Annotated in this window: 18 protein-coding genes; 6 read left to right on the forward strand and 12 right to left on the reverse strand. The window is 72.0% G+C overall.

Features of this window, described 5'->3' with window-relative positions:
- Positions 1-26: 26 nt before the first annotated feature.
- Positions 27-1,217, forward strand: a complete 1,191-nt coding sequence (locus ACFYW5_RS30300; RefSeq protein WP_389420294.1) for an erythromycin esterase family protein — start codon at positions 27-29, stop codon at positions 1,215-1,217.
- Between the two features lie 29 nt (positions 1,218-1,246).
- On the opposite strand, the gene ACFYW5_RS30305 is transcribed toward ACFYW5_RS30300, so the two are convergent.
- Positions 1,247-2,749 carry a metallophosphoesterase family protein gene (locus tag ACFYW5_RS30305; RefSeq protein ID WP_389420295.1) on the reverse strand — a complete coding sequence of 501 codons (1,503 nt, stop codon included), beginning with the start codon at positions 2,747-2,749 and terminating at the stop codon, positions 1,247-1,249.
- Between the two features lie 210 nt (positions 2,750-2,959).
- On the opposite strand from ACFYW5_RS30305, the gene argG reads away from it, so the two are divergent.
- Positions 2,960-4,402 (forward strand): argininosuccinate synthase, encoded by a 1,443-nt coding sequence (gene argG, locus ACFYW5_RS30310; protein WP_389420296.1) that lies wholly within the window; start codon positions 2,960-2,962, stop codon positions 4,400-4,402.
- Between the two features lie 350 nt (positions 4,403-4,752).
- Entirely contained in the window at positions 4,753-5,694 is a 942-nt protein-coding gene (locus ACFYW5_RS30315) for a DMT family transporter (RefSeq protein WP_389420297.1), read from the forward strand.
- On the opposite strand, the gene nadE is transcribed toward ACFYW5_RS30315, so the two are convergent.
- On the reverse strand, positions 5,695-6,507 hold the full coding sequence (nadE, locus tag ACFYW5_RS30320) for an ammonia-dependent NAD(+) synthetase (RefSeq protein WP_389420298.1): 813 nt from the start codon (positions 6,505-6,507) through the stop codon (positions 5,695-5,697).
- Positions 6,504-7,442 carry an SMP-30/gluconolactonase/LRE family protein gene (locus ACFYW5_RS30325; RefSeq protein ID WP_389420299.1) on the reverse strand — a complete coding sequence of 313 codons (939 nt, stop codon included), beginning with the start codon at positions 7,440-7,442 and terminating at the stop codon, positions 6,504-6,506. The genes nadE and ACFYW5_RS30325 overlap by 4 nt, the downstream gene beginning before the upstream one ends.
- Before the next feature lie 96 nt (positions 7,443-7,538).
- Between ACFYW5_RS30325 and ACFYW5_RS30330 the strand changes: the two genes are divergently transcribed.
- Positions 7,539-7,973: an Lrp/AsnC family transcriptional regulator gene (locus ACFYW5_RS30330; protein WP_389420300.1), complete on the forward strand. Its 435-nt coding sequence runs from the start codon at positions 7,539-7,541 to the stop codon at positions 7,971-7,973.
- A gap of 178 nt (positions 7,974-8,151) precedes the next feature.
- Positions 8,152-10,545, forward strand: coding sequence for an ATP-binding cassette domain-containing protein (locus tag ACFYW5_RS30335; protein ID WP_389420301.1), 2,394 nt, complete (start codon positions 8,152-8,154; stop codon positions 10,543-10,545).
- 4 nt (positions 10,546-10,549) lie between these two features.
- Here the strand turns inward: ACFYW5_RS30335 and ACFYW5_RS30340 are convergent, their stop codons facing one another.
- From ACFYW5_RS30340 to ACFYW5_RS30350, 3 genes are all read right to left on the reverse strand, one after another.
- Positions 10,550-11,329, reverse strand: coding sequence for an SDR family NAD(P)-dependent oxidoreductase (locus tag ACFYW5_RS30340; protein WP_389420302.1), 780 nt, complete (start codon positions 11,327-11,329; stop codon positions 10,550-10,552).
- A 109-nt stretch (positions 11,330-11,438) separates the two neighbouring features.
- Positions 11,439-12,203 carry a dienelactone hydrolase family protein gene (locus ACFYW5_RS30345; protein WP_389420303.1) on the reverse strand — a complete coding sequence of 255 codons (765 nt, stop codon included), beginning with the start codon at positions 12,201-12,203 and terminating at the stop codon, positions 11,439-11,441.
- A gap of 112 nt (positions 12,204-12,315) precedes the next feature.
- A complete protein-coding gene (locus ACFYW5_RS30350; RefSeq protein WP_389420304.1) occupies positions 12,316-12,936 on the reverse strand; it encodes an L-threonylcarbamoyladenylate synthase in 621 nt (206 codons plus the stop codon).
- Between the two features lie 199 nt (positions 12,937-13,135).
- Between ACFYW5_RS30350 and ACFYW5_RS30355 the strand changes: the two genes are divergently transcribed.
- Complete coding sequence (locus ACFYW5_RS30355; protein WP_389420305.1) at positions 13,136-14,644, forward strand: helix-turn-helix domain-containing protein; 1,509 nt, start codon at positions 13,136-13,138, stop codon at positions 14,642-14,644.
- Positions 14,645-14,772: 128 nt separating this feature from the next.
- Here ACFYW5_RS30355 and ACFYW5_RS30360 read toward each other — a convergent pair whose 3' ends face one another.
- The 6 genes from ACFYW5_RS30360 to ACFYW5_RS30385 are packed head-to-tail and all read right to left on the reverse strand — an operon-like array spanning position 14,773 to position 19,953.
- Positions 14,773-16,008, reverse strand: coding sequence for a cytochrome P450 (locus ACFYW5_RS30360; RefSeq protein ID WP_389420306.1), 1,236 nt, complete (start codon positions 16,006-16,008; stop codon positions 14,773-14,775).
- Positions 16,005-17,243 (reverse strand): cytochrome P450, encoded by a 1,239-nt coding sequence (locus ACFYW5_RS30365; protein WP_389420307.1) that lies wholly within the window; start codon positions 17,241-17,243, stop codon positions 16,005-16,007. The genes ACFYW5_RS30360 and ACFYW5_RS30365 overlap by 4 nt, the downstream gene beginning before the upstream one ends.
- Positions 17,240-17,848, reverse strand: coding sequence for an ATP/GTP-binding protein (locus ACFYW5_RS30370; protein WP_351985524.1), 609 nt, complete (start codon positions 17,846-17,848; stop codon positions 17,240-17,242). Before ACFYW5_RS30370 ends, ACFYW5_RS30365 begins: the two co-directional genes overlap by 4 nt.
- Positions 17,820-18,182 (reverse strand): DUF742 domain-containing protein, encoded by a 363-nt coding sequence (locus tag ACFYW5_RS30375; RefSeq protein WP_250076951.1) that lies wholly within the window; start codon positions 18,180-18,182, stop codon positions 17,820-17,822. Before ACFYW5_RS30375 ends, ACFYW5_RS30370 begins: the two co-directional genes overlap by 29 nt.
- Complete coding sequence (locus ACFYW5_RS30380; RefSeq protein WP_389420308.1) at positions 18,179-18,601, reverse strand: roadblock/LC7 domain-containing protein; 423 nt, start codon at positions 18,599-18,601, stop codon at positions 18,179-18,181. Before ACFYW5_RS30380 ends, ACFYW5_RS30375 begins: the two co-directional genes overlap by 4 nt.
- Positions 18,598-19,953, reverse strand: a complete 1,356-nt coding sequence (locus ACFYW5_RS30385) for an ATP-binding protein (RefSeq protein ID WP_389420309.1) — start codon at positions 19,951-19,953, stop codon at positions 18,598-18,600. The genes ACFYW5_RS30380 and ACFYW5_RS30385 overlap by 4 nt, the downstream gene beginning before the upstream one ends.
- Positions 19,954-20,059 lie beyond the last annotated feature (106 nt).

The raw sequence follows: 20,059 nt of genomic DNA on the forward strand, positions 1-20,059 counted from the left end.
GAAGCTTCAACGATAGCGTTGAGGGCATGGCGACTGACATCGAGGACGCCGCGCATGCCGTCGACGCTGCCGCGGTCATGAAGCTGCTCCCGCACCGCCCCCGCCTGCTCGCCCTGGGCGAGCCCACCCATGGCGAGGACGCCCTGCTCGACCTGCGCAACGAGCTCTTCCGGCAGCTCGTCGAGCGGGAGGGCTACCGGACGATCGCGATCGAGAGCGATTGTCTGACGGGCCTGGTGGTGGACGACTACGTCACCTCCGGCACGGGCACCCTGGACGACGTCATGGCGCGCGGATTCAGCCACGGATTCGGCGCGTCCGCGGCCAACCGCGACCTGGTGAGCTGGATGCGGGCCCACAACGCCGGCCGGCCCGCGTCCGAACACCTCCGGTTCGCCGGTTTCGACGGCCCGCTGGAGATCACCGGCGCGGCAAGCCCTCGGCAGGCCCTCACCGCACTCCACGGCTACCTCGCGGCGCACCTGGACGCGGACCTGCTGCCCTGCACGGCGGACACGCTCGACCGCCTGCTCGGCACCGACGACCGCTGGACCGAACCCGCGGCGATGATGGACCCCACCCGGTCCGTGGGCCGGTCGGCCGAGGCCGGTGAGCTGCGCCTGCTGGCCGACGACCTGGCGGCGCTGCTCGACACGGAGACCCCCCACCTGATCGCGGCGACGTCATGGGACGACTGGGACCGGGCGCGCCTGTACGGCCGCACCGCGACCGGCCTGCTGCGCTACCACCACTGGATGGCCGACACCTCACCGGCCCGCATGACGCGCCTGGTCGGCCTGCGGGCCCGGATGATGGCCGACAACCTCCACGCCGTCGCCGACCGGGGTCCGGCCCTGCTCTTCGCCCACAACGGCCATCTGCAGCGCCACAAGAGCGTCATGCACCTGGGCGACCTGCGGGTGGAGTGGTGGAGCGCGGGGGCGCTCCTGGACGCGCACCTGGGCGACGAGTACGCCTTCCTGGTCACGGCCCTCGGCACGATCGGGCACCGGGGGGTGAACACCCCGCCCCCGGACACGGTCGAAGGACTCCTGTACTCCCTCCCGGAGAACCACTGCGTCCTGGACGCCCGCCGACTGGCCGGCCTGAACCTCACCTCACGTGTCTCCCCGTGGTTCGGCTACTCCCCGCTGGACCCGGCCCGGCTCGCGGGCATGGACGGGATCGTGTTCGTCAAGGACGTCGAGCAGAGGTAGCGCCCTCGCGCGGGCGCACGGGACCCGGCTCACCCCAGCGGGATCGTCACCTCGTCCTCCACCGGCGGGTCGATCTCCTGCGCCCGGTTGCCGGTCGCCGCGTAACAGCGCAGCCGGATGGACTCGGGCGAGACGTCCACCCGCAGGAAGCACTTGAAGAACGGCGGACTGTACGTCGCCGAGCTTGGTGAGAACAGCGACGTGTAGATCTTGCGCACGGGGAGCCGGAAGCGGGCGGTGCGGTCGGGGCGGCGGCCCGCGCCCAGCAGGGAGGCCACCAGGCGGGTGCGCCGTGTGATGTGCGGCGTCCCCGCCCGGGTGCGGGTGAGCGGGATGCCCAGACGCTCCGCGACCACCGCCGCGGCCTCGGCCTCGGTCAGCGTGAAGAAGCGGCGCAGCCGCAGCCGGCGGCCGTAGAGCCTGCTGTAGAAGGCGAGGGAGTCACCGCGCAGCGGGTAGCAGCGGAAGTCCTGTTCGGTCACGTTCGCCACGTCGACCCGGGGGATGGTGTGCGTGGCGTGCATGAACGCGCCTCCGCCGCCCGAGACGACGTACTGGATCGTCCGTCCCTCGACCCGCACCGGATAGCGCTGGTAGTTGTGGATGTCGCCGCCTATCGCCGCGACATAGCGATGCGCCGGGTCGCGGACGAGGTCGTCCACCGTGCCGCCGCCCTCGATCGCGCAGGGGTGGTACTCGCCGTCGACGTACAGCGGCGAGCCGGTGATCAGGATCTTCGGGCGGGGGTCGCGGGAGACCTCGCGCAGCCAGTCGCCCTGTTCGGCGTCGAGGGTGCCCAGCAGCCCGGTGTCGATGCCTATGATCCGGATCGGTCCCGCGTCGACGGCCCAGTACGGGCCCGGCTGGACCGCCTGCTGGGCCGGCTCCGAGCGCAACTTACGGGCCTCGTCGAGGTGTTGGCCGTCCGTCCGGCTCGGCCGGTGCCACAGCAACGACCGCAGCCAGGCCCTGGTCAGCGCACGCGGTCTCGGCTCGGGCGCGAGCGGCGGGGCGTCGCCGCAGAAAACGCGCATGAAGGCGCCCAGGTCCTCGTACCAGTCGTGGTTGCCGGGTATCGCGTAGATCGGCGCCCGGTAGTCCTGGTACGGACGGAAGAACTTCGCGCCGTAGTCGTCCGCGCTGCCCGCCGGGTAGATCACGTCACTGGCCAGCACCGCGAAGCTGGTGTCCCGACCCGCCTGCAACATCCCCGGCACGACCGCGTATTGGGGGTCGTCACCCTCGCCGGTGTCCCCGATGACCAGGAAGGAGAAGCGGTCGGGGTCCGTTCGTCCGATCACTTTGTCGGCCGGTGCTCCGGCCGCGGCCCGCTGGGCCACCCAACGGCTGCGGGTCCGGCCCGTCGGATCCCCGAACCAGGAGGCCAGCACGCCGTTGCGGGCCGCCCACAGCATCCTCGGGTCCAGCCAGGAGATCTTGCGGACGTCGGTGGGCATCAGCCGCTGGTACGCGCCGCGTTCCGCGGTTCCCCAGCCGGCGCCTTCGGCGGTATCGCGTGAAGAGTCAGACACCGGTGCACCGTAACAATGATCTAGGGCAGGGTTCGCGGTGAATTCCGAGGAAGCTGCGAGTCAATGGGCTTTACGGGCAAGGTCGTTGGGGCCCGGGTCCGGCGACGTCTGCGCCTTCGCCTTCGCTGTCCGCCCCGGCCTGCCGGTTCCCCTCGCCGTTCCCCAGCACCATGCGTTGCATGTTCATGCGTTGTCGTGCATACTTCTGCTATGTCCAAAGTGCTTACCTCCCTCCCCGTCGGCTCGCGCGTCGGGATCGCCTTCTCCGGGGGCCTCGACACCTCCGTGGCGGTCGCCTGGATGCGCGACAAGGGTGCCGTGCCCTGCACGTACACCGCCGACATCGGCCAGTACGACGAGCCCGACATCGCGTCGGTGCCCGGTCGCGCGAAGACCTACGGCGCCGAGATCGCGCGCCTGGTCGACTGCCGCGCGGCGCTGGTCGAGGAGGGCCTGGCCGCACTGACCTGCGGTGCGTTCCACATCCGCTCGGGCGGACGGGCGTACTTCAACACCACGCCCCTCGGCCGTGCCGTCACCGGCACCCTGCTGGTCCGGGCGATGCTCGAGGACGACGTCCAGATCTGGGGCGACGGCTCGACCTTCAAGGGCAACGACATCGAGCGGTTCTACCGCTACGGCCTGCTCGCCAACCCCCACCTGCGGATCTACAAGCCCTGGCTCGACGCGGACTTCGTGACCGAGCTGGGCGGCCGCAAGGAGATGTCGGAGTGGCTGGCCGCCCACGACCTTCCCTACCGGGACTCGACGGAGAAGGCGTACTCCACGGACGCCAACATCTGGGGTGCCACGCACGAGGCCAAGACCCTGGAGCACCTGGACACCAGCCTGGAGACCGTGCAGCCGATCATGGGCGTGCGGTTCTGGGACCCCGCGGTGGAGATCGCCACCGAGGACGTGACGATCGGCTTCGAGCAGGGCCGCCCGGTCACCGTCAACGGCAAGGAGTTCGCCTCCGCCGTCGACCTCGTGATGGAGGCCAACGCCATCGGCGGCCGGCACGGTCTCGGCATGTCGGACCAGATCGAGAACCGGATCATCGAGGCCAAGAGCCGCGGCATCTACGAGGCGCCCGGCATGGCCCTGCTGCACGCGGCGTACGAGCGGCTCGTGAACGCCATCCACAACGAGGACACCCTCGCCCAGTACCACAACGAGGGCCGTCGCCTCGGCCGGCTGATGTACGAGGGCCGCTGGCTGGATCCGCAGGCGCTGATGATCCGCGAGTCGCTGCAGCGCTGGGTCGGCCAGGCCGTCACCGGCGAGGTGACGCTGCGGCTGCGGCGCGGCGAGGACTACTCGATCCTCGACACCACGGGCCCGATGTTCAGCTACCACCCGGACAAGCTGTCCATGGAGCGCACCGAGGACGCGGCGTTCGGTCCGGTGGACCGGATCGGCCAGCTCACGATGCGCAACCTCGACATCGCCGACTCGCGCACGAAGCTGGAGCTGTACGCCGGTCTCGGCATGGTCGGCGGCCCCCGGTCGGCGTCGGTCGAGGCCACCGGGCCGACCAGCCTGATCGGCGCGCTGACCGAGGGCGGCGCCGAGGCCATCGCGTCCGGCGGCAAGGGCCCCGACAGCGACGAGCTGCTCGACAGCGCGGCCATGGAGTTCGGCACCGACTGACGGTGCGCAAATGCGCGGCGGGTGGGCTCCCTCAGGGACCCACCCGCCGCGCATTTGCGCTGCCCCGTACGCCGCTGAAACCGGTGGCTGAAGTGACTGGGGCTGCCAGGACCCGGGTGAGCAGGGTGTCGTCGATTCTGCTTGATCATCAGTGAGAGCCACCTGGCTGTGTACGATCATCGGGTGAACTCCTACTGGCACGTCGTTCTGCCGCCGCTCTGCGCCTGACGGGCGCGGACATCCCGGTGTGATTCCCGGCCCCGACCGGCCCTCTGGGCGGTCAGGGGTCTGTGTCGTGCGCCCGTTTCGGATCGAGTCCCAGACGCATTCGACGACGGAAGCTCACGACAGTGCCGAACCGTACTTCTCCCCTGACCTCCGTGCGCCCGGCCGCCTCGGCCCCGCGCACCTCCCGTTCCCGTCTCCTCGGCGGGCCCGCGCCGATCCTCGCCTCGACCGTGCTGTGGGGCACGACCGGCACGGTGAGTTCCCTGGCACCGGCCGGTGCCCCGGCGGCGGCCATCGGCTGCGCCGGACTCACCCTCGGCGGGCTCCTGCTGTTCCTCACCTCTCCCGCCGCCCGCACCCTGCCGGCCGCCTGCACCCGCCGCGAGCGCCTGCTGCTCGTCCTCGGCGCGCTGGCGGTGGCCGGATACCCGGTGGCGTTCTACCCGGCGGTGGCCCGCACCGGCGTGGCCGTCGCCACGGTGATCGCGTTGGGCAGTGCCCCGGTCTTCGCCGGGCTGCTCGCCTGGATCACCGGACAGGCCCGGCCGACCGCGCGCTGGAGCGGCGCCACCGTGGCCACCGTCCTGGGCTGCACCCTCCTGGTGATGGGTCCCGGGCTCAGCGGACACGGCACGCCGGTCGATCCCACCGGTGTCCTGCTCGCCGCGGCGGGTGGACTGTCCTACGCCGTGTACGCGCTGATCGGCGGTGGGCTGATCAGGCGCGGGCACTCGTCGGACGCGGTCATGGGCGTGCTGTTCGGCGCCGCCGGGCTGCTCGTGGTGCCGCTGCTGCTCTGCGTCGACATGCACTGGCTCGGCACCGCGCGGGGTGCGGCAGTGGCCGGGTATCTCGCCTTGTTCACCGTCTACTTGGCGTACCGCATGTTCGGGTACGGCCTGCGCCGCACCTCCGCGTCGGTGGCCACCTCGCTGACGCTGGGCGAGCCCGCCGTGGCGGCCGTCATGGCGGTAGCGGTCCTCGGCGAGCGGCTTCCGGCGCTGTCCTGGGGCGGGTTGGTGGTGCTGGCGGCCGGCCTGGTGCTGCTGACGCTACCCGTGTAGTCAGGGCGCGATCGGCAACTGCCGTTTGTGCGCGGTGAGATGGTAGCGGCGGACGATGGTGGCGTGCGCCGCCTCGTCGACCGGTTTGCCTTCGAGGAAGTCGTCGATGTCGTCGTAGGTGACACCGAGGGCTTCCTCGTCCGGCCGGCCGGGGGCGAGGGTCTCCAGGTCGGCGGTCGGGGTCTTGCGGACCAACTCCGCGGGTGCGCCCAGCGCTTCCGCCACGGCCCGCACCCACCGCTTGGTGAGACCGGTGAGCGGGACCACGTCCGCCGCGCCGTCGCCGAACTTGGTGAAGAACCCGGAGACCGCCTCGGCGGCGTGGTCGGTGCCGACGACCAGGCCGCCGTGCGCACCGGCCACCGCGTACTGGGCGATCATGCGCTGCCGGGCCTTGATGTTGCCGAGCGCGAAGTCCTGGCCGTGCGCGTCGGGGAAGACGGTGCCGCCGGCCGACAGCGCCTCCATCAAGGCGTCGCTCGCGGGCCGCACATCGACCGTCAGCAGCCGGTCGGGCCGGATGAACTCCAGCGCACGGCGCGCGTCCTCCTCGTCGGCCTGGACGCCGTACGGCAGACGCATCGCGAAGAAGGCCGCGTCCCGTCCGGTCGCGCGGACCCGCTCCACCGCGAGCTGACACAGCCGGCCCGCGGTAGTGGAGTCGACGCCGCCGCTGATGCCGAGCACCAGCGCGCGCAGGCCCGTGGAGGTCAACCGGTCGGCGAGGAAGGCGACCCGGCGCTCGATCTCCCGCGTCGCGTCGAAGTCCGCGGGCACCTGGAGGTCCCCGGCGATGTCCTGCTGCTCGGTCACGGCTGGTCCTTCCGGAGGGCGGTCGGCAGTGCGGGGGCGCCGGTGACCCCCATGACGAGGGAGTACAGGGCGGTGTCGGCGGCGATGAACAGGCGGTTGCGCCGGGCGCCGCCGAAGCGGATGTTGGCGACGACATCGGGGATCAGCAGGCGGCCGAGGAGGGTGCCGTCCGGGTCGTAGCAGTGCACCCCGCCGTCCATCGCCGCGGCCCAGAGCCGGCCGCCGTCGTCGAAGCGGATGTTGTCGAAGTTGCCGGTCTTGCACTCGGCGAAGACGTTCCCGTCGGAGAGGGTGCCGTCGTCGCGGACGTCGAAGACGCGGATGTGGTTGGCCCGGCTGTCCGAGACGAACAGTTGCCGCTCGTCCAGCGAGAACACCAGACCGTTCGGCCCGGCGAACCCGTCGGCGACCAGCCGTACCTCGCCGGTGGCGGGGTCCAGCCGGTAGACGTTGCAGGCGCCGATCTCGCTCTCGGCGCGATTGCCCTCGTAGTCGCTGGTGATCCCGAAGTCGGGGTCGGAGAACCAGATCGAGCCGTCGGAGCGTACGGCGGCGTCGTTCGGGCTGTTGAACCGCTTGCCCCGGAAGCGGTCGGCGAGCACGGTGACCGACCCGTCGTGCTCGGTGCGGGTGACCCGGCGGTTGCCCTGCTCGCAGGTGATCAGCCGGCCCTCGCCGTCCAGGGTGTTGCCGTTGGGGTGACCGGCCGGGGAGCGGAAGACGCCGACCGTGCCGGTGGTCTCGTCCCAGCGCAGCAGCCGGTCGTTGGGGATGTCGCTCCACAGCAGGTACCGGCCGGCCGGGACGTACACCGGGCCCTCGGCCCAGCGGCAGCCCTCGTACAGGGTCTCCAGCTTGGAATCGCCCGCGTGGCAGCGGCCCGTGCGGAAGCGCTCATCGAGGATCTCGTACAACTGCGGTCGCTCGCTGGCCATGTCGCCGCCCTTACGTATCGTCGAACACTGGTGTGCAGAACCAAGACTATGCAGAATGACATTCGGTAGATCAAGCAAAACCCAGAAGGAGAATCGGTGGACGACGTCGATCGGCAGTTGCTGGTCCTCCTCCAGCAGGACGCCGCACAGTCGTACGCCGCGCTGGGACAGGCCGTCGGACTGTCCGCGGGCGCGACCCATGAACGCGTCCGCAAGCTGCGCGAGCGGGGCGTCATCCGGCGGACCGCCGTCGAGGTCGATCCGGCGGCGGTGGGAAAGGGCGTGCTCGCCTTCGTGATGGTGGACTCCACGCGGTGGGTGGGCGACTCCGGTGACCGGTTCGCCGCCATCCCGGAGATCCAGGAGGCGCATGTCATCGCGGGCAGCGCCTCGGTCCTGGTCAAGATCAGGACCGCCACCACCGAGGGGCTCCAGGACGTGCTGCGCCGTATCTACGCGATCGACGGCGTGAGCGGCACCCACGCCACCGTCGTCCTGGAGACCTTCTTCGAGCGGCCCGTGCCCCCGTGACGGAACCGGTCGGTCAGAAATGGAGAAGCGCCCGCCCGGCGCCGCGGCTAGCGTGGAGGGTTGATCGGGATCGGCCGAGCGCTGATCCGGCACCGCTTCCCGCGGCGATCGCGTAGCACCTGACGTACTGGTCGAAGCCGGTCAGATCCGGCCAGGCGACCCAGAAGACGGAGAGACGATGACCAGGGCCACCAGAAAAGACACGCAGTCGCCTGCGCCGCACATCGCCGACAGCCACGACATGATCCGCGTGCACGGGGCCCGCGAGAACAACCTCAAGGACGTCAGCATCGAGCTGCCCAAGCGCCGGCTGACGGTCTTCACCGGCGTGTCCGGCTCAGGCAAAAGCTCCCTGGTGTTCGACACGATCGCCGCCGAGTCGCAGCGGCTGATCAACGAGACCTACCCCGCCTTCGTGCAGGGCTTCATGGCGAACCTCGCCCGCCCCGAGGTCGATGTGCTCGACGGTCTGACCACCGTGATCAGCGTCGACCAGCAGCGCATGGGCGCCGACCCGCGCTCCACCGTCGGCACCGCCACCGACGCCAACGCCTTGCTGCGCATCCTCTTCAGCCGCCTGGGCAAGCCGCACATCGGCCCGCCCAGCGCGTACTCCTTCAACACGGCCTCGGTGAAGGCGAGCGGCGCGATCACCGTGCAGCGCGGCGACAAGACCAAGGCCGAGAAGGCGACCTTCGAGCGCACCGGCGGCATGTGCACCCGCTGCGAGGGCCGCGGCAAGGTCTCCGACATCGACCTCACCCAGCTCTACGACGACTCCAAATCGATCTCCGAGGGCGCCTTCACCATCCCCGGCTGGAAGTCGGACAACGTCTGGACCGTCGGCCTCTACGCCCAGTCCGGCTTCCTCGACCCGGACAAGCCGATCCGCCGGTTCACCAAGAAGGAGATGCACGCCTTCCTCTACGGCGAGCCCACCAAGGTGAAGGTCAACGGCGTCAACCTCACCTACGAAGGTCTCATCCCGAAGATCCAGAAGTCCTTCCTGTCCAAGGACAAGGAGGCGATGCAGCCGCACATCCGGGCCTTCGTGGAGCGCGCCGTCACCTTCACCGTCTGCCCCGAGTGCGACGGCAGCCGGCTCAGCGAGGGCGCCCGGTCCTCGAAGATCAAGAAGATCAGCATCGCCGACGCCTGCGCGATGGAGATCCGCGACCTCGCCGAGTGGGTCCGCGGCATCGAGGAGCCGTCGGTGGCACCGCTGCTCACCGCACTCCAGCAGACCCTGGACTCCTTCGTGGAGATCGGCCTCGGCTACCTCGCCCTCGACCGGCCGGCCGGCACCCTGTCCGGCGGCGAGGCCCAGCGCGTCAAGATGATCCGTCACCTCGGCTCCGCGCTCACCGACGTCACCTACGTCTTCGACGAGCCCACCATCGGCCTGCACCCCCATGACATCCAGCGGATGAACAACCTGCTGCTCAGGCTGCGGGACAAGGGCAACACCGTGCTCGTCGTGGAGCACAAGCCCGAGGCCATCGCGATCGCCGACCACGTCGTCGACCTCGGCCCCGGCGCCGGTACGGCCGGCGGCACCATCTGCTTCGCCGGCACCCTCGACGGCCTGCGCGCCTCCGGCACCGTCACCGGCCGCCACCTCGACGACCGGGCCGCCCTGAAGGACACGGTCCGCAAGTCCACCGGCGCCCTGGAGATCCGCGGCGCGAGCGCCAACAACCTGCGGAACGTGGACGTCGACGTCCCGCTCGGGGTACTGACCGTCGTCACCGGCGTCGCGGGCTCCGGCAAGAGTTCGCTGATCCACGGATCCGTCCCGGCCGCCGAGGGCGTGGTCTCGGTCGACCAGAGCCCGATCCGCGGCTCGCGGCGCAGCAACCCGGCGACGTACACCGGACTGCTCGACCCGATCCGCAAGGCCTTCGCCAAGGCCAACGGCGTGAAGCCGGCCCTGTTCAGCGCCAACTCCGAGGGCGCCTGCCCCACCTGCAACGGCGCCGGCGTCATCTACACCGACCTGGCCATCATGCAGAGCGTCGCCACGCCCTGCGAGGAATGCGAGGGCAAGCGGTTCCAGGCCGCGGTGCTGGAGTACCACCTCGGCGGCCGCGACATCAGCGAGGTGCTCGGGATGTCGGTGACCGAGGCGGAGGAGTTCTTCGGCTCCGGCGACGCGCGCACCCCGGCCGCGCACGCCATCCTCAGCCGCCTCGCCGACGTCGGCCTCGGCTACCTCACCCTCGGCCAGCCGCTGACCACGCTGTCCGGCGGCGAGCGGCAGCGGCTGAAGCTGGCCACGCACATGGCCGACAAGGGCGGCATCTACGTCCTTGACGAACCGACCACCGGCCTCCACCTCGCCGACGTCGAGCAGCTGCTCGGGCTGCTGGACCGGCTCGTGGACTCCGGCAAGTCCGTCATCGTCATCGAGCACCACCAGGCCGTCATGGCCCACGCCGACTGGATCATCGACCTGGGCCCCGGCGCCGGCCACGACGGCGGCAGGATCGTCTTCGAGGGCACCCCCGCCGACCTGGTCGCCGAGCGCTCCACCCTCACCGGCCGGCACCTGGCGGAGTACGTCGGCGCCTGACCGGTCAGTGGACGGAGAGACCGCCGTCGACGAACAGGGCCTGGCCGGTGACATAGGCGGAGGCGCGGCTCGCGAGGAACACCGCCGCCCCCGCGAAGTCCTCGGCCAGGCCGTTGCGTCCGATCATCGTGCGGGCGGCCAGCGCCGCCACCTTCTCCGGGTCGGAGGACAGCCGCCGGTTCAGCGGTGTCATCACGAACCCCGGCACCAGCGTGTTGCAGGTGACGCCGTACGGCGACCAGGCCTCCGCCTGTGACCGGGCCAGCGACTCCAGCGCCCCCTTGGAGACGCCGTAGGCGCCGCTCTGCACGAACGCCCGGTGCGCCTGCTGCGAGGTGACGTGGATGATCCGCCCGAAGCCGCGCTCGGCCATCCCCGGCCCGAACCGCTGCCCCAGCAGGAAGGGCGCCTCCAGGTTCACGGCCATCGTGGTGTCCCAGACGTCCTCGTCCAGCTCGGTCATGGGGGGCCGCAGATTGATCCCGGCGCAGTTCACCAGGATGTCGGGCTCCCCGAACACCCCGGCCGCCTCCTCGGCCCCCGCCCGCACGCCCGTACGCGTGCCCAGATCGGCGCTCACCCAGCCGGCTCGGCAGCCGTCACCGGTCAACTCCTCGACCGTCGCGGTCAGTTCCGCCTCCTTGCGGGCGAGGACCACGACACTCGCCCCGGCGCGGGCGAGGGCACCGGCGATGGCCCGCCCGATGCCGGAGCTGCCGCCGGTCACCAGGGCGACGTGGCCGTCGAGGGAGAACAGTTCGGAGAGATAGGGCTGCGAGGTCATGGCCGCACCTTAGATCGGGCAGGTGTCAGCCGCCCATCAGGTTTCCCTCCAGCGGAGCGAGCAGGTGTCAGCCGCCCGCCAGGTTGCGCTTCGGTAGATCGAGCACGTGTCAGGCGCCCACCAGATTTCGCTTCAGCAGATCGAGCAGCGCCGCCCAGTGCCGCTCGTCCGCCTCCTGGCTGTAGGCCGCGGTGTCGGCCTGGGTGAAGCCGTGGTGGGCGCCCGGATAGACCTCGCAGCGATGGCGGACGCCGGCCGCGGCCAGCGCCTGCTGAAGACGCTCCTGCTGGTCCTCGGGCAGGGCGGGGTCCTGGTCCGCGTGGCCGAAGTACAGCTCGGCGGTGATGCGTCCGGCGAGCAGGTGCGGGCTGTCGGGGGTGTCGGTGGCGAGGCGCCCGCCGTGGAAACCGGCCGCCGCGGCGATCCGCTCCGGGTAGGTCCCGGCGGTGAGCAGCGCCAGCCGGGCACCCATGCAGTAGCCGGTCAGCCCCACCGGGCCCTCGGCGGCCACCGGGCTCTCGGCGAGCCAGGCCAGACAGGCACCGGCGTCCCGCATCGCGAGCTCGGGCGTCAGGGCCCGCATGACCGGCCCGAGCCGCTCGAAGATCTCCGGACGCGCCGACGGGTCGATGAACTCGGGCAACTCCACGACGGGGGCGCGGCCGTGACGGTAGAACACGTTCGGCACCAGGACCGTGTAACCGGCCCCCGCGAGCCGGTCGGCCATGGCCCGCAGCCGCGGCCGGAGCCCGAAGGCGTCCATGTAGAGCAGGACGGCGGGGTGCGGGGCGCCGTCACCGGGGTGGGCGAGGTAGGCGTCGGCGGTGCCGTCCCCGGTGGCGATGCCGACGGCGGTTCCCTGTACGACGGTCATGGCGCGGTCGTGCCTCTCTGCGGAGGGAGCGGGCGACGGCCCCGCCCCTGGGCGGGGCCGGGTCGGGGCCATCGTTCCACGCGTCACCGCAGGCCACACGGCCGCCCCGGCCTCACTCGAAGCGTGAGACGTCACCGGCGCCGCGCCGTACGATCTCGGCCTCCCCGCCGGAGAAGTCGATGACCGTCGTCGGCTCGGTACCGCACTCCCCGGAGTCGACGACCGCGTCCAGCACATGGTCCAGCCGGTCCTTGATCTCCCAGCCCTGTGTCATCGGCTCGTCCTCGTCGGGCAGGAGCAGGGTGCTGGACAGCAGCGGCTCGCCCAGCTCGGCGAGGAGCGCCTGGGTGACGACATGGTCGGGGATGCGCACCCCGACGGTCTTCTTCTTCGGGTGCTGGAGCATGCGCGGCACCTCGCGGGTCGCGGGCAGGATGAAGGTGTAACTGCCCGGCGTGGAGGCCTTGATGGCGCGGAACACGTCGTTGTCGATCCGCACGAACTGGCCGAGCTGCGCGAAGTCCTGGCACACCAGGGTGAAGTGGTGCCGGTCGTCCAGCCGGCGGATGGACCGGATCCGCTCCACCCCGTCACGGCTGCCCAGCCGGCAGCCGAGGGCGTAGCAGGAGTCCGTCGGGTACGCGATCAGCGCGTCGGCCCGGACGCTGTCGGCGACCTGGGAGACGACACGCGGCTGGGGGTTGTCGGGGTGCACATCGAAGTACTTCGCCATCCGCCGAGCCTAAGCCCTGCCCCGGGCCGGGACACGCAGGGCAGGCCCGCGCACGCGCCAGGCCCGGTGCCCGGCGCCTGAAGCGGCCCGTTTTGGGAACCCGTCCCCGCCGGGAACGCCGGCGGCCGGTTCGGTGGGTGTGAGGTAACGTCCCGGACCGGTACGCCGGAAACGGGACGAAAGACGAGGAAGGCCGATCGTGACAGGCCGAGCGGATGCGAGCCGTCGTGCGGAGGTGCGGGGCGCGGCGTGGGAACGGGAGTTGCTGGAGCTGCTGCGGCCGGGCGGGCAGCGCGTCCGGCAGGTCGTCGCCTGGCTCGCCGACGCCGTCGGCGGCACGGCCTGTCTGTACGACGGATCCGGAGCCGTCCTCGCGGGGACCTCGCTGGACAGCGGCCCGTTCGAGGACCTGTTCGACGACATGGTCGCCGGCCGGATCGCCTCCGCCGCGTGGGAGGGGCCGGGGCGTCATCTGCGGCTGGTCCGGGTGGCGGCGTCGGCGGGTGTGCTGACCGTCTCCCGCCCGGTTCCGTTCGACCGGCGGGCCTCCGAGATCGTCACGCACAGCGTCCAGGTGCTCGATGTGCTGCTCAGGGCCCATGAGTCGGCGGTCGCCGTGCACCGGCTCGAACGCGCCACGTCCGACCTGCGCCTGGCCATCCTGCAGCTGCTGATGGTCGAGGACACCGTCGCCGCCCGCCGGGTCGCCGCGGGACTGTGGCCCGGGCTGCTCGACACGGACACCGCCTGTGTGTACGTCGTCGAGAGCCGTCCCGAGGAACGCGACGGGCTCGCCGAGGAGTGCCGGGACGCGACGGGGGAGCAGGCGCTGGTCGTGCGGTGCCCCGCGAGGGACGAACACGTCATCGTCGTCACCCCCAGGGAGGCGGTGGCCGGTGCCCTGCGCTCGCTGATCGGCCCCCGCCCGCGGGTCTTCCTCGGCGGCAGCGCCCGGCAGAGCCTGGCCAGGACCGCCACCGCCTACGGACAGGCCGTCAGCGCGCTGGCCGTGGCGCACTTCCGGCCGGACAAGGCCGCGGTGTACGCCGAACGCACCCACCCCGAGCGCCTGATGGCCCCCGACGCCCTGCGCGGCTGGACGCTGCGGGTGCTCGGCCCGCTCGCCGGCCTGCCCCATCACACCCACACGGAACTGCTCGCCACCACCCGTCTGGGCCTTGAGTTCACCGCGGTCAGCGCCGCCAAGGTGCTCGGCGTCAGCCGCAACACCGTCCGGGCCCGGATGGAACGCGTCGAGGCCCTGCTGGGCACCGACTTCTCCGACCTCACGGCCCGTGCCGTCGTCCATCTCGCGCTCAACAGCCAGGAGAGCCTGGCCCATGGTGCGGACGACCGGGCCCCCGTGTCCGCCGACCTCGGCGAGCTGCTCACCGGACCCGCGATGCGCGCCTGGGCGCACGACCTGCTGGCCCGCCTGGACGCCGACGCCCGCGACCTGCGCCGCACCCTGCGCACCTGGATCGCGGCCGGCGGCAACGCCGAGCGCGCCGCGCAGGCGCTGGGCGTCCACGCGCAGACCGTGCGCGAGCACGTCCGTGCCGCGGAGCCCGTCCTGGAACGGCAGCTCCTGGCCGGCGGCGGCGACCTGTACGAGGTCGTGCTCGCCCACCTGGCGGCGGGCGACCTCGATCCGCCCACCCTGCACGGGGCCAAGCAGGGCGAACCGGACTCACTTGTGCACAGGTGAGCCCCGCGCTCCCGACAGCGGGCATCGACGCGGTTCCCAAGGGGCCCGCGACGGACGTAGGTTCAACGAGCCGCGGGGGGCGCGACCGGAACGGGGGACCGGTCGGCCCTCGCGCGGCTGTCTCCGGGTCACTCGCCCAGCAGTACCGGAATCTCCCGCCAGCCGAAGGCGATGAACGACGGCACCTGACGCAGGTCGTCCGCGTCGACCGCGAGCCGCAGGCCGGGGAACCGGTCGAACAGGGCCGGCAGGGCGGTGAGTGCCTCCACCCGGGCCAGCGGAGCGCCGATGCAGCGGTGCACGCCGATGCCGAACGCCAGATGGTCGTCGGCGCCGCGTGCCGCGTCGAAGGTGTCCGCGTCCGGGCCGTAGTGCGCCGGATCCAGGCCCGCGGCGGCGTACGTCGTGATGATGGCGTCCCCGGCCGGGATCGTGACGCCCGCGACCTCCACGTCGGTGACCGCGAACCGCAGCGGCAGCGAGGCGATGGACGGGTGGACCCGCAGGGTCTCGTCGACGACGGCGTCCCAGCCGATCTGCCCAGCCCGCACCGCCGCCAGCTGCTCGGGGCGGCGCAGCAGGGCGACGACGGCGTTGCCGATGAGGTTCACCGTCGTCTCGAACCCGGCGCCGATCACCAGCAGCAGCGTGTACAGCAGCTCCTCGTCGCTGAGCCGGTCGCCGTCCTCGTCGCGGACCCGGATCAGCTCGGTCGTCAGATCGTCCCCGGGGTGCTCGCTGCGGTGGGCGATCAGGGCGGGCAGCACCGTGCCGATCTGCCGCTGCACGGACGCGGCGTGCTCGGGGGAGGGGTCCGAGGTGTCCATGATGGCCGCGATCAGCCGGGTGGTGTCGGGCACCAACTCGTCCGGCACGCCGAACAGTTCGCAGATGATCCGCAGCGGGAGGGGATGGGCGAACGCCGCCTTGATGTCCACCGGCTCGGCGTCGGCAGCGGCCACCTGGTCGAGCAGCTCCGTGGTGATCGCCTCGACCCGGGCGCGCATGGCCTGGGTGCGGCGCTGGGTGAAGCTGGGGGCGACCAGCTTGCGCAGCCGGGCGTGGTCGGGGCCGTAGGTGGAGAGCATGTTGACCACGCCGACCCAGCCGAGGATCCAGCCCCAGGAGGGGTGTTCGGAGATCTCGGGCCACAACGTCCAGTGTTTGCGGGGGTCCTTGCTGACCCGGGGGTCGAGGATCAGCTGTTTGAGGGTGTCGTAGCCGGTGGGCGCCCAGGCCGGGATCCCGCCGGGCAGCTCGACGGGCACGACCGGGCCGAGGGCGCGCAACCGGGCGGACTCGGCGGCGATGTCGGAGCCGAACGGGTCGAGGGCGAAGCGTTCGGTGCGGTCGGTGACGGTCACGACGGGCCTCCAGGCAGATCGGGGGAGCGAGGGCTGAACCGCACGGGCAGGGAGGTCAGCGAACGGTGGAAGGGGCCCGGCCGCCAGGTCAGCCGCTCGCGCGGCAGGACCGGTTCGAGGTCGGGCAGCCACTGCGTGAGCCGCTCGATCGCCTCCGTCGCGATCAGCAGCGTGTGCTGCTTGACCGGGCAGGCGTGCGGCCCCGCCGACCAGGACAGGTGTGAGGCGTCCCCCGGGTGCCGGTGGCCGCCGGTGCTCTGCTCGGCGGCGTGCGCGAGTGCCCCGTAGGAGATGACGACGGGGACCGCGGCCCTGATCCACGCGCCGTGGAAGGTCAGCGGCCGGCGGGCGTAGTGGATGCCGTAGTTCGCCAGCGGTGTCTCGTGGTGCAGCACCTCCACCACGGCGTCCATCACCGGGCGGGCGCCGCTGGTGAGGGTGGAGTAGTAGGAGGGGTTGCCGAGGATGCGGGAGAGGGCGTTGGAGACCAGGTTCGCCGTCGGTTCGTGTCCGGCGCCGAGGGTGAGGAACACCTGCCAGGTGACCTCCTCCGGGGTGAGCCCGGCGGGGTGGTCCAGCAGCCAGCTCGGCAGGTCCTCGCCGCGCCGCTCGGCCTTGGCGGCGATCAGCTCCAGCACGTAGCCGCCGAACTCTGCCTCGCCCTCGGCGGCTTCGGAACCGCCCTCCATCATCTTGCCCAGCGCCGCGTTGAGCCGGTCGCTCGCGCTGTCGGGCAGTCCGAAGAGGTTGTTGAACACCAGCGCCATCAGCGGCCGGGCGAAGTCACCGACCAGGTCCGCGTGGCCGCGCGGCCCGATCCGGCCGACCAGCAGCCGCACCGCGCGGTGCACCCGGGCGCGCAGGTCGTGCGGCTCGATCCGGTCGAAGGTGTCGATCAGCGTGGTGCGGTAGCGGACGTGATCAGCGCCGTCGGCGAACAGGGTGTTGGGCCGCCAGCGCATCATGCCGAGCACCGGCGAGTCGTCGGCGACCGTCGCCTCCCACGGCCGCGGGTCGTGCGAGAACGTCTCCGTGTCGTGCAGCAGGTCCAGGGCCGCTCGCCGGTCGGTGACGACGTACGCCGGTACGCCCGGCGCCAACTCGGCCCAGCCGACCGGGCCCTGGGCCCGCAGATCCTCGTAGTAGCGATAGGGGTCGAGCGCGAAGCCGTCCTCCCACAGCCGCACGGGCGCGGAGCGGGAGAAGGTCTGCTGGGCGGCGGGGTAGGTGGTCACCGGTTCTCCGGAGGGTGGCGGTCGATCAGATGCTGGACCAGGGCGAGCAGGGCGTCGATTGAGGAGTTGGGGTCGCGCGCGTCGCAGGTCACCATCGGCGTGCCCGCCTCCAGGTCCAGCGCGGCGCGCAACTGCGCCTCGGTGTAGTGGTTCGGCGCGTCCGGGAAGGCGTTGAAGGCGACGGCGTACGGCAGCCCGCTCTCCTCGACCAGGCCGAGGACGTCGAAGGAGGCGTCGATCCGGCGGCTGTCGACCAGCACCAGCGCGCCGAGCGCCCCGTAGGCGATGTCGTCCCACAGGGCGCGGAACCGCTCCTGGCCGGGCGTGCCGAAGAGGTAGAGCACGATGCCGTGGTCGAGGCTGATCCGGCCGAAGTCGATGGCGACGGTGGTCGTCGACTTCTCCCGTACCCCCGCCAGATCGTCCACCGGGGCGGACGCCTCGCTGAGCCGCTCCTCGGTGTGCAGCGGCCGGATCTCGGAGACGGAGTCGATCAGTGTGGTCTTGCCCACCCCGAAAGGGCCCGTGACCAGGATCTTCACCAGGTCGCGGGCGGTGTCCGGCAGGTGGATGCCGCTAGTCGTGCTTGAGGGCGCGAAGGCCATCGGCCACTCTCTTCAGCAGGTCGGGGTCGAAGCGCTCGGCGGGCGGGACGGGGGCGCGGGCGAGGACCAGCTCGCGGTCCAGGAGCGCGCCGGCCAGGACCCGCACGGCGGAGACCGGCAGGCGCAGGTGCGCCGCCGCCTCCACCACCGTCAGGGATCCGCCGTCCAGGGCTTCGAGCAGGGCGAGTTCGGCGGCGGGCAGGCCGGCCGGCGCGGGCTCACCGCTGCCGGTGAGCACCGAGAGCCGCTCCAGCTGGGGGCGGCTGGGCCGGGCCACGCCGCCGGTCGAGAGATACGCCGGGACCAGCGGTCGGCCGCCCGGGCGTGCTGTCATGCCGGCGCGCCGCCGTCGGTGCCTCGGGGCGCGGCGGCCATCGCCTTCTCGCCGAGCCGTGCCACCTGGGAGTGCACCCGGTGGGCGAGCAGATCCAGGCGCGTCTCGCCGTCACCGTAGGCGGCGACGCAGGTGCCGTGGTCGGTCGGCACGATCAGCACATAGCCGTGGTCCGATTCGATGACCACCTGCCGCACCTCGGCCCCCTCCCGGTCCGCGAACGCGGCCGCGGCGGTACGGCAGGCCCCCTGCACGGTGCTGGTGATGGCGGCCACCCGCTCGGCCGACGGCTGGGAGAGCGCGTCCGTCCAGCCTTTGACGAGCCCGTCCCGGGTGAGCAGGACGGCGGCCACGACATGCGGCACCTCGAGAATCGGATCCAGAACCCACGCGGTGTCTCCTGTGTCGCGGCCGGTCATCGGGCCGTGCCCCCTTCGTGGTCGTCGCGTTCGGTGTCGTGCTCGGCGGTCTCGGAGCGCGCGGCGGCGGTGGCGGCCTGGAGCCCGCCGAGCGCGGCGGCCGCCTCCTCGGGACGCCGTGCGGTCGGCCGCTGTTCGGCCACGGCCGGCCGGTCGGTGGTCGCCCTGGTGCGGCGGCGGCGCTGGGGCAGCCCTTCGGCGGTGGGCCGCGGGCCGTGGGTCTCCGGCTCGGGCACGTAGTCGTGCGAGGTGCCGCGCGCCGGCTCGTCCTCCTGGGTCCGGCGCGTCGGGCGCGGGGCGCTGGCGGCCGGGGGCCGTGCGTCGGGGTCGATCCGGGTCAGCAGGTGGCTGTCGACGCGCAGGACGCCCCGGACTCCGCCGTAGGGGGAGGGCGAGGAGAGGTCCACGCTCAGGTCGAACTGCCGGGTCAGCTGGCCGATCGCGGCGAGGCCCATGCGCGGGGGATCGCCGAGGTCGGTGAGGAGGATCGGCTCGGTGCCGGCCACCATCCGCTGGGCGCGGGCGCGTTCGTCCTGGGTCATGCCGAGGCCGGCGTCGTCGACGGTGACGCAGACGCCGTGGTGGACGTGTTCCAGGTTGACCACCACGTCGGTGTCCGGCGCGGAGTGCCGCAGGGCGTTGTCCAGCAGCTCGGCGACGATGATCGCGACCGGTTCGACGGCGTGCGAGACCAGGGCGGTGCCGGGTTCGAGGTGGTTGTTGACCCGGACCCGGTGGTAGCCCGTGAGCCGGGCCTGGCCGCCGGTCACCGCGTCCACCACGTGGGATTCCTCGCGGGCCAGCCCCACCCAGGCCCCGCACACCACGGCGGCGACCTGGGCGCGTCGCAGCGACTGCTCGTTCTCGTGGTCCAGTTCGAACAGCGTCTGTGTCAACTCGGGGTCGTCGTACTGCTGTTGCAGACCCCGCAGGGCGTCCTGGAGGCGGTACAGGGCGGCCTGGATCTCCCGGGTCGCCCCGCGCATCCCGGCCTGTGCGGCGGCGTCGACGCGCAGGTGCTGGGCGGTCAGCTCGACGCGCAGCTGGTCCAGCACGTTCTCCATGGCGACGCCGAGGGAGGATCCGGCAGCCCGGAGCTGGAGGGGACCCGGTACCGTGACATGAGGATGGGACAGGCGGCGGGCGGCGGCCGGGATGCGCTTGGCCGCCAGATGCTCGATCTCGGCGGCGAACGTCTGCACCACGCCGTCGAGATGGGCGCGCAGGGCGGCGATCTCGTCGCGCTGCACGGCCCGTTGCCGCCGCGACCGGAGCAGACCGCCGCTGAGAGCGAGCGCGGACAGTGTGCCGACGGCCAGACCGCCGGCGGCCAGGTCCGGTAGTTCGATCATCGAATCGGTATCCAGAGAAGTGGGCAGGGGTGGGTGCGAGAACCCCTGACGAGGCGCTCGCAGCACAGTACACACCGTCATCGACCGCTCTCGCACGGTCGATGCG

This window comes from Streptomyces sp. NPDC002779 (assembly GCF_042888685.1).
In the GTDB taxonomy this organism is placed as follows: Bacteria; Actinomycetota; Actinomycetes; order Streptomycetales; family Streptomycetaceae; genus Streptomyces.

Bases quoted from the DNA above. Each gene is read 5' to 3' on its own strand.
- ACFYW5_RS30370 (WP_351985524.1), bottom strand. From the start codon at position 17,848: ATGGCCTTCGCGCCCTCAAGCACGACTAGCGGCATCCACCTGCCGGAC.
- ACFYW5_RS30350 (WP_389420304.1), bottom strand. From the start codon at position 12,936: ATGGCGAAGTACTTCGATGTGCACCCCGACAACCCCCAGCCGCGTGTC.
- ACFYW5_RS30340 (WP_389420302.1), bottom strand. From the start codon at position 11,329: ATGACCTCGCAGCCCTATCTCTCCGAACTGTTCTCCCTCGACGGCCAC.
- ACFYW5_RS30375 (WP_250076951.1), bottom strand. From the start codon at position 18,182: ATGACAGCACGCCCGGGCGGCCGACCGCTGGTCCCGGCGTATCTCTCG.
- ACFYW5_RS30345 (WP_389420303.1), bottom strand. From the start codon at position 12,203: ATGACCGTCGTACAGGGAACCGCCGTCGGCATCGCCACCGGGGACGGC.
- ACFYW5_RS30300 (WP_389420294.1), top strand. From the start codon at position 27: ATGGCGACTGACATCGAGGACGCCGCGCATGCCGTCGACGCTGCCGCG.
- ACFYW5_RS30325 (WP_389420299.1), bottom strand. From the start codon at position 7,442: ATGGCCAGCGAGCGACCGCAGTTGTACGAGATCCTCGATGAGCGCTTC.
- ACFYW5_RS30385 (WP_389420309.1), bottom strand. From the start codon at position 19,953: ATGATCGAACTACCGGACCTGGCCGCCGGCGGTCTGGCCGTCGGCACA.
- ACFYW5_RS30335 (WP_389420301.1), top strand. From the start codon at position 8,152: ATGACCAGGGCCACCAGAAAAGACACGCAGTCGCCTGCGCCGCACATC.
- argG (WP_389420296.1), top strand. From the start codon at position 2,960: ATGTCCAAAGTGCTTACCTCCCTCCCCGTCGGCTCGCGCGTCGGGATC.
- ACFYW5_RS30380 (WP_389420308.1), bottom strand. From the start codon at position 18,601: ATGACCGGCCGCGACACAGGAGACACCGCGTGGGTTCTGGATCCGATT.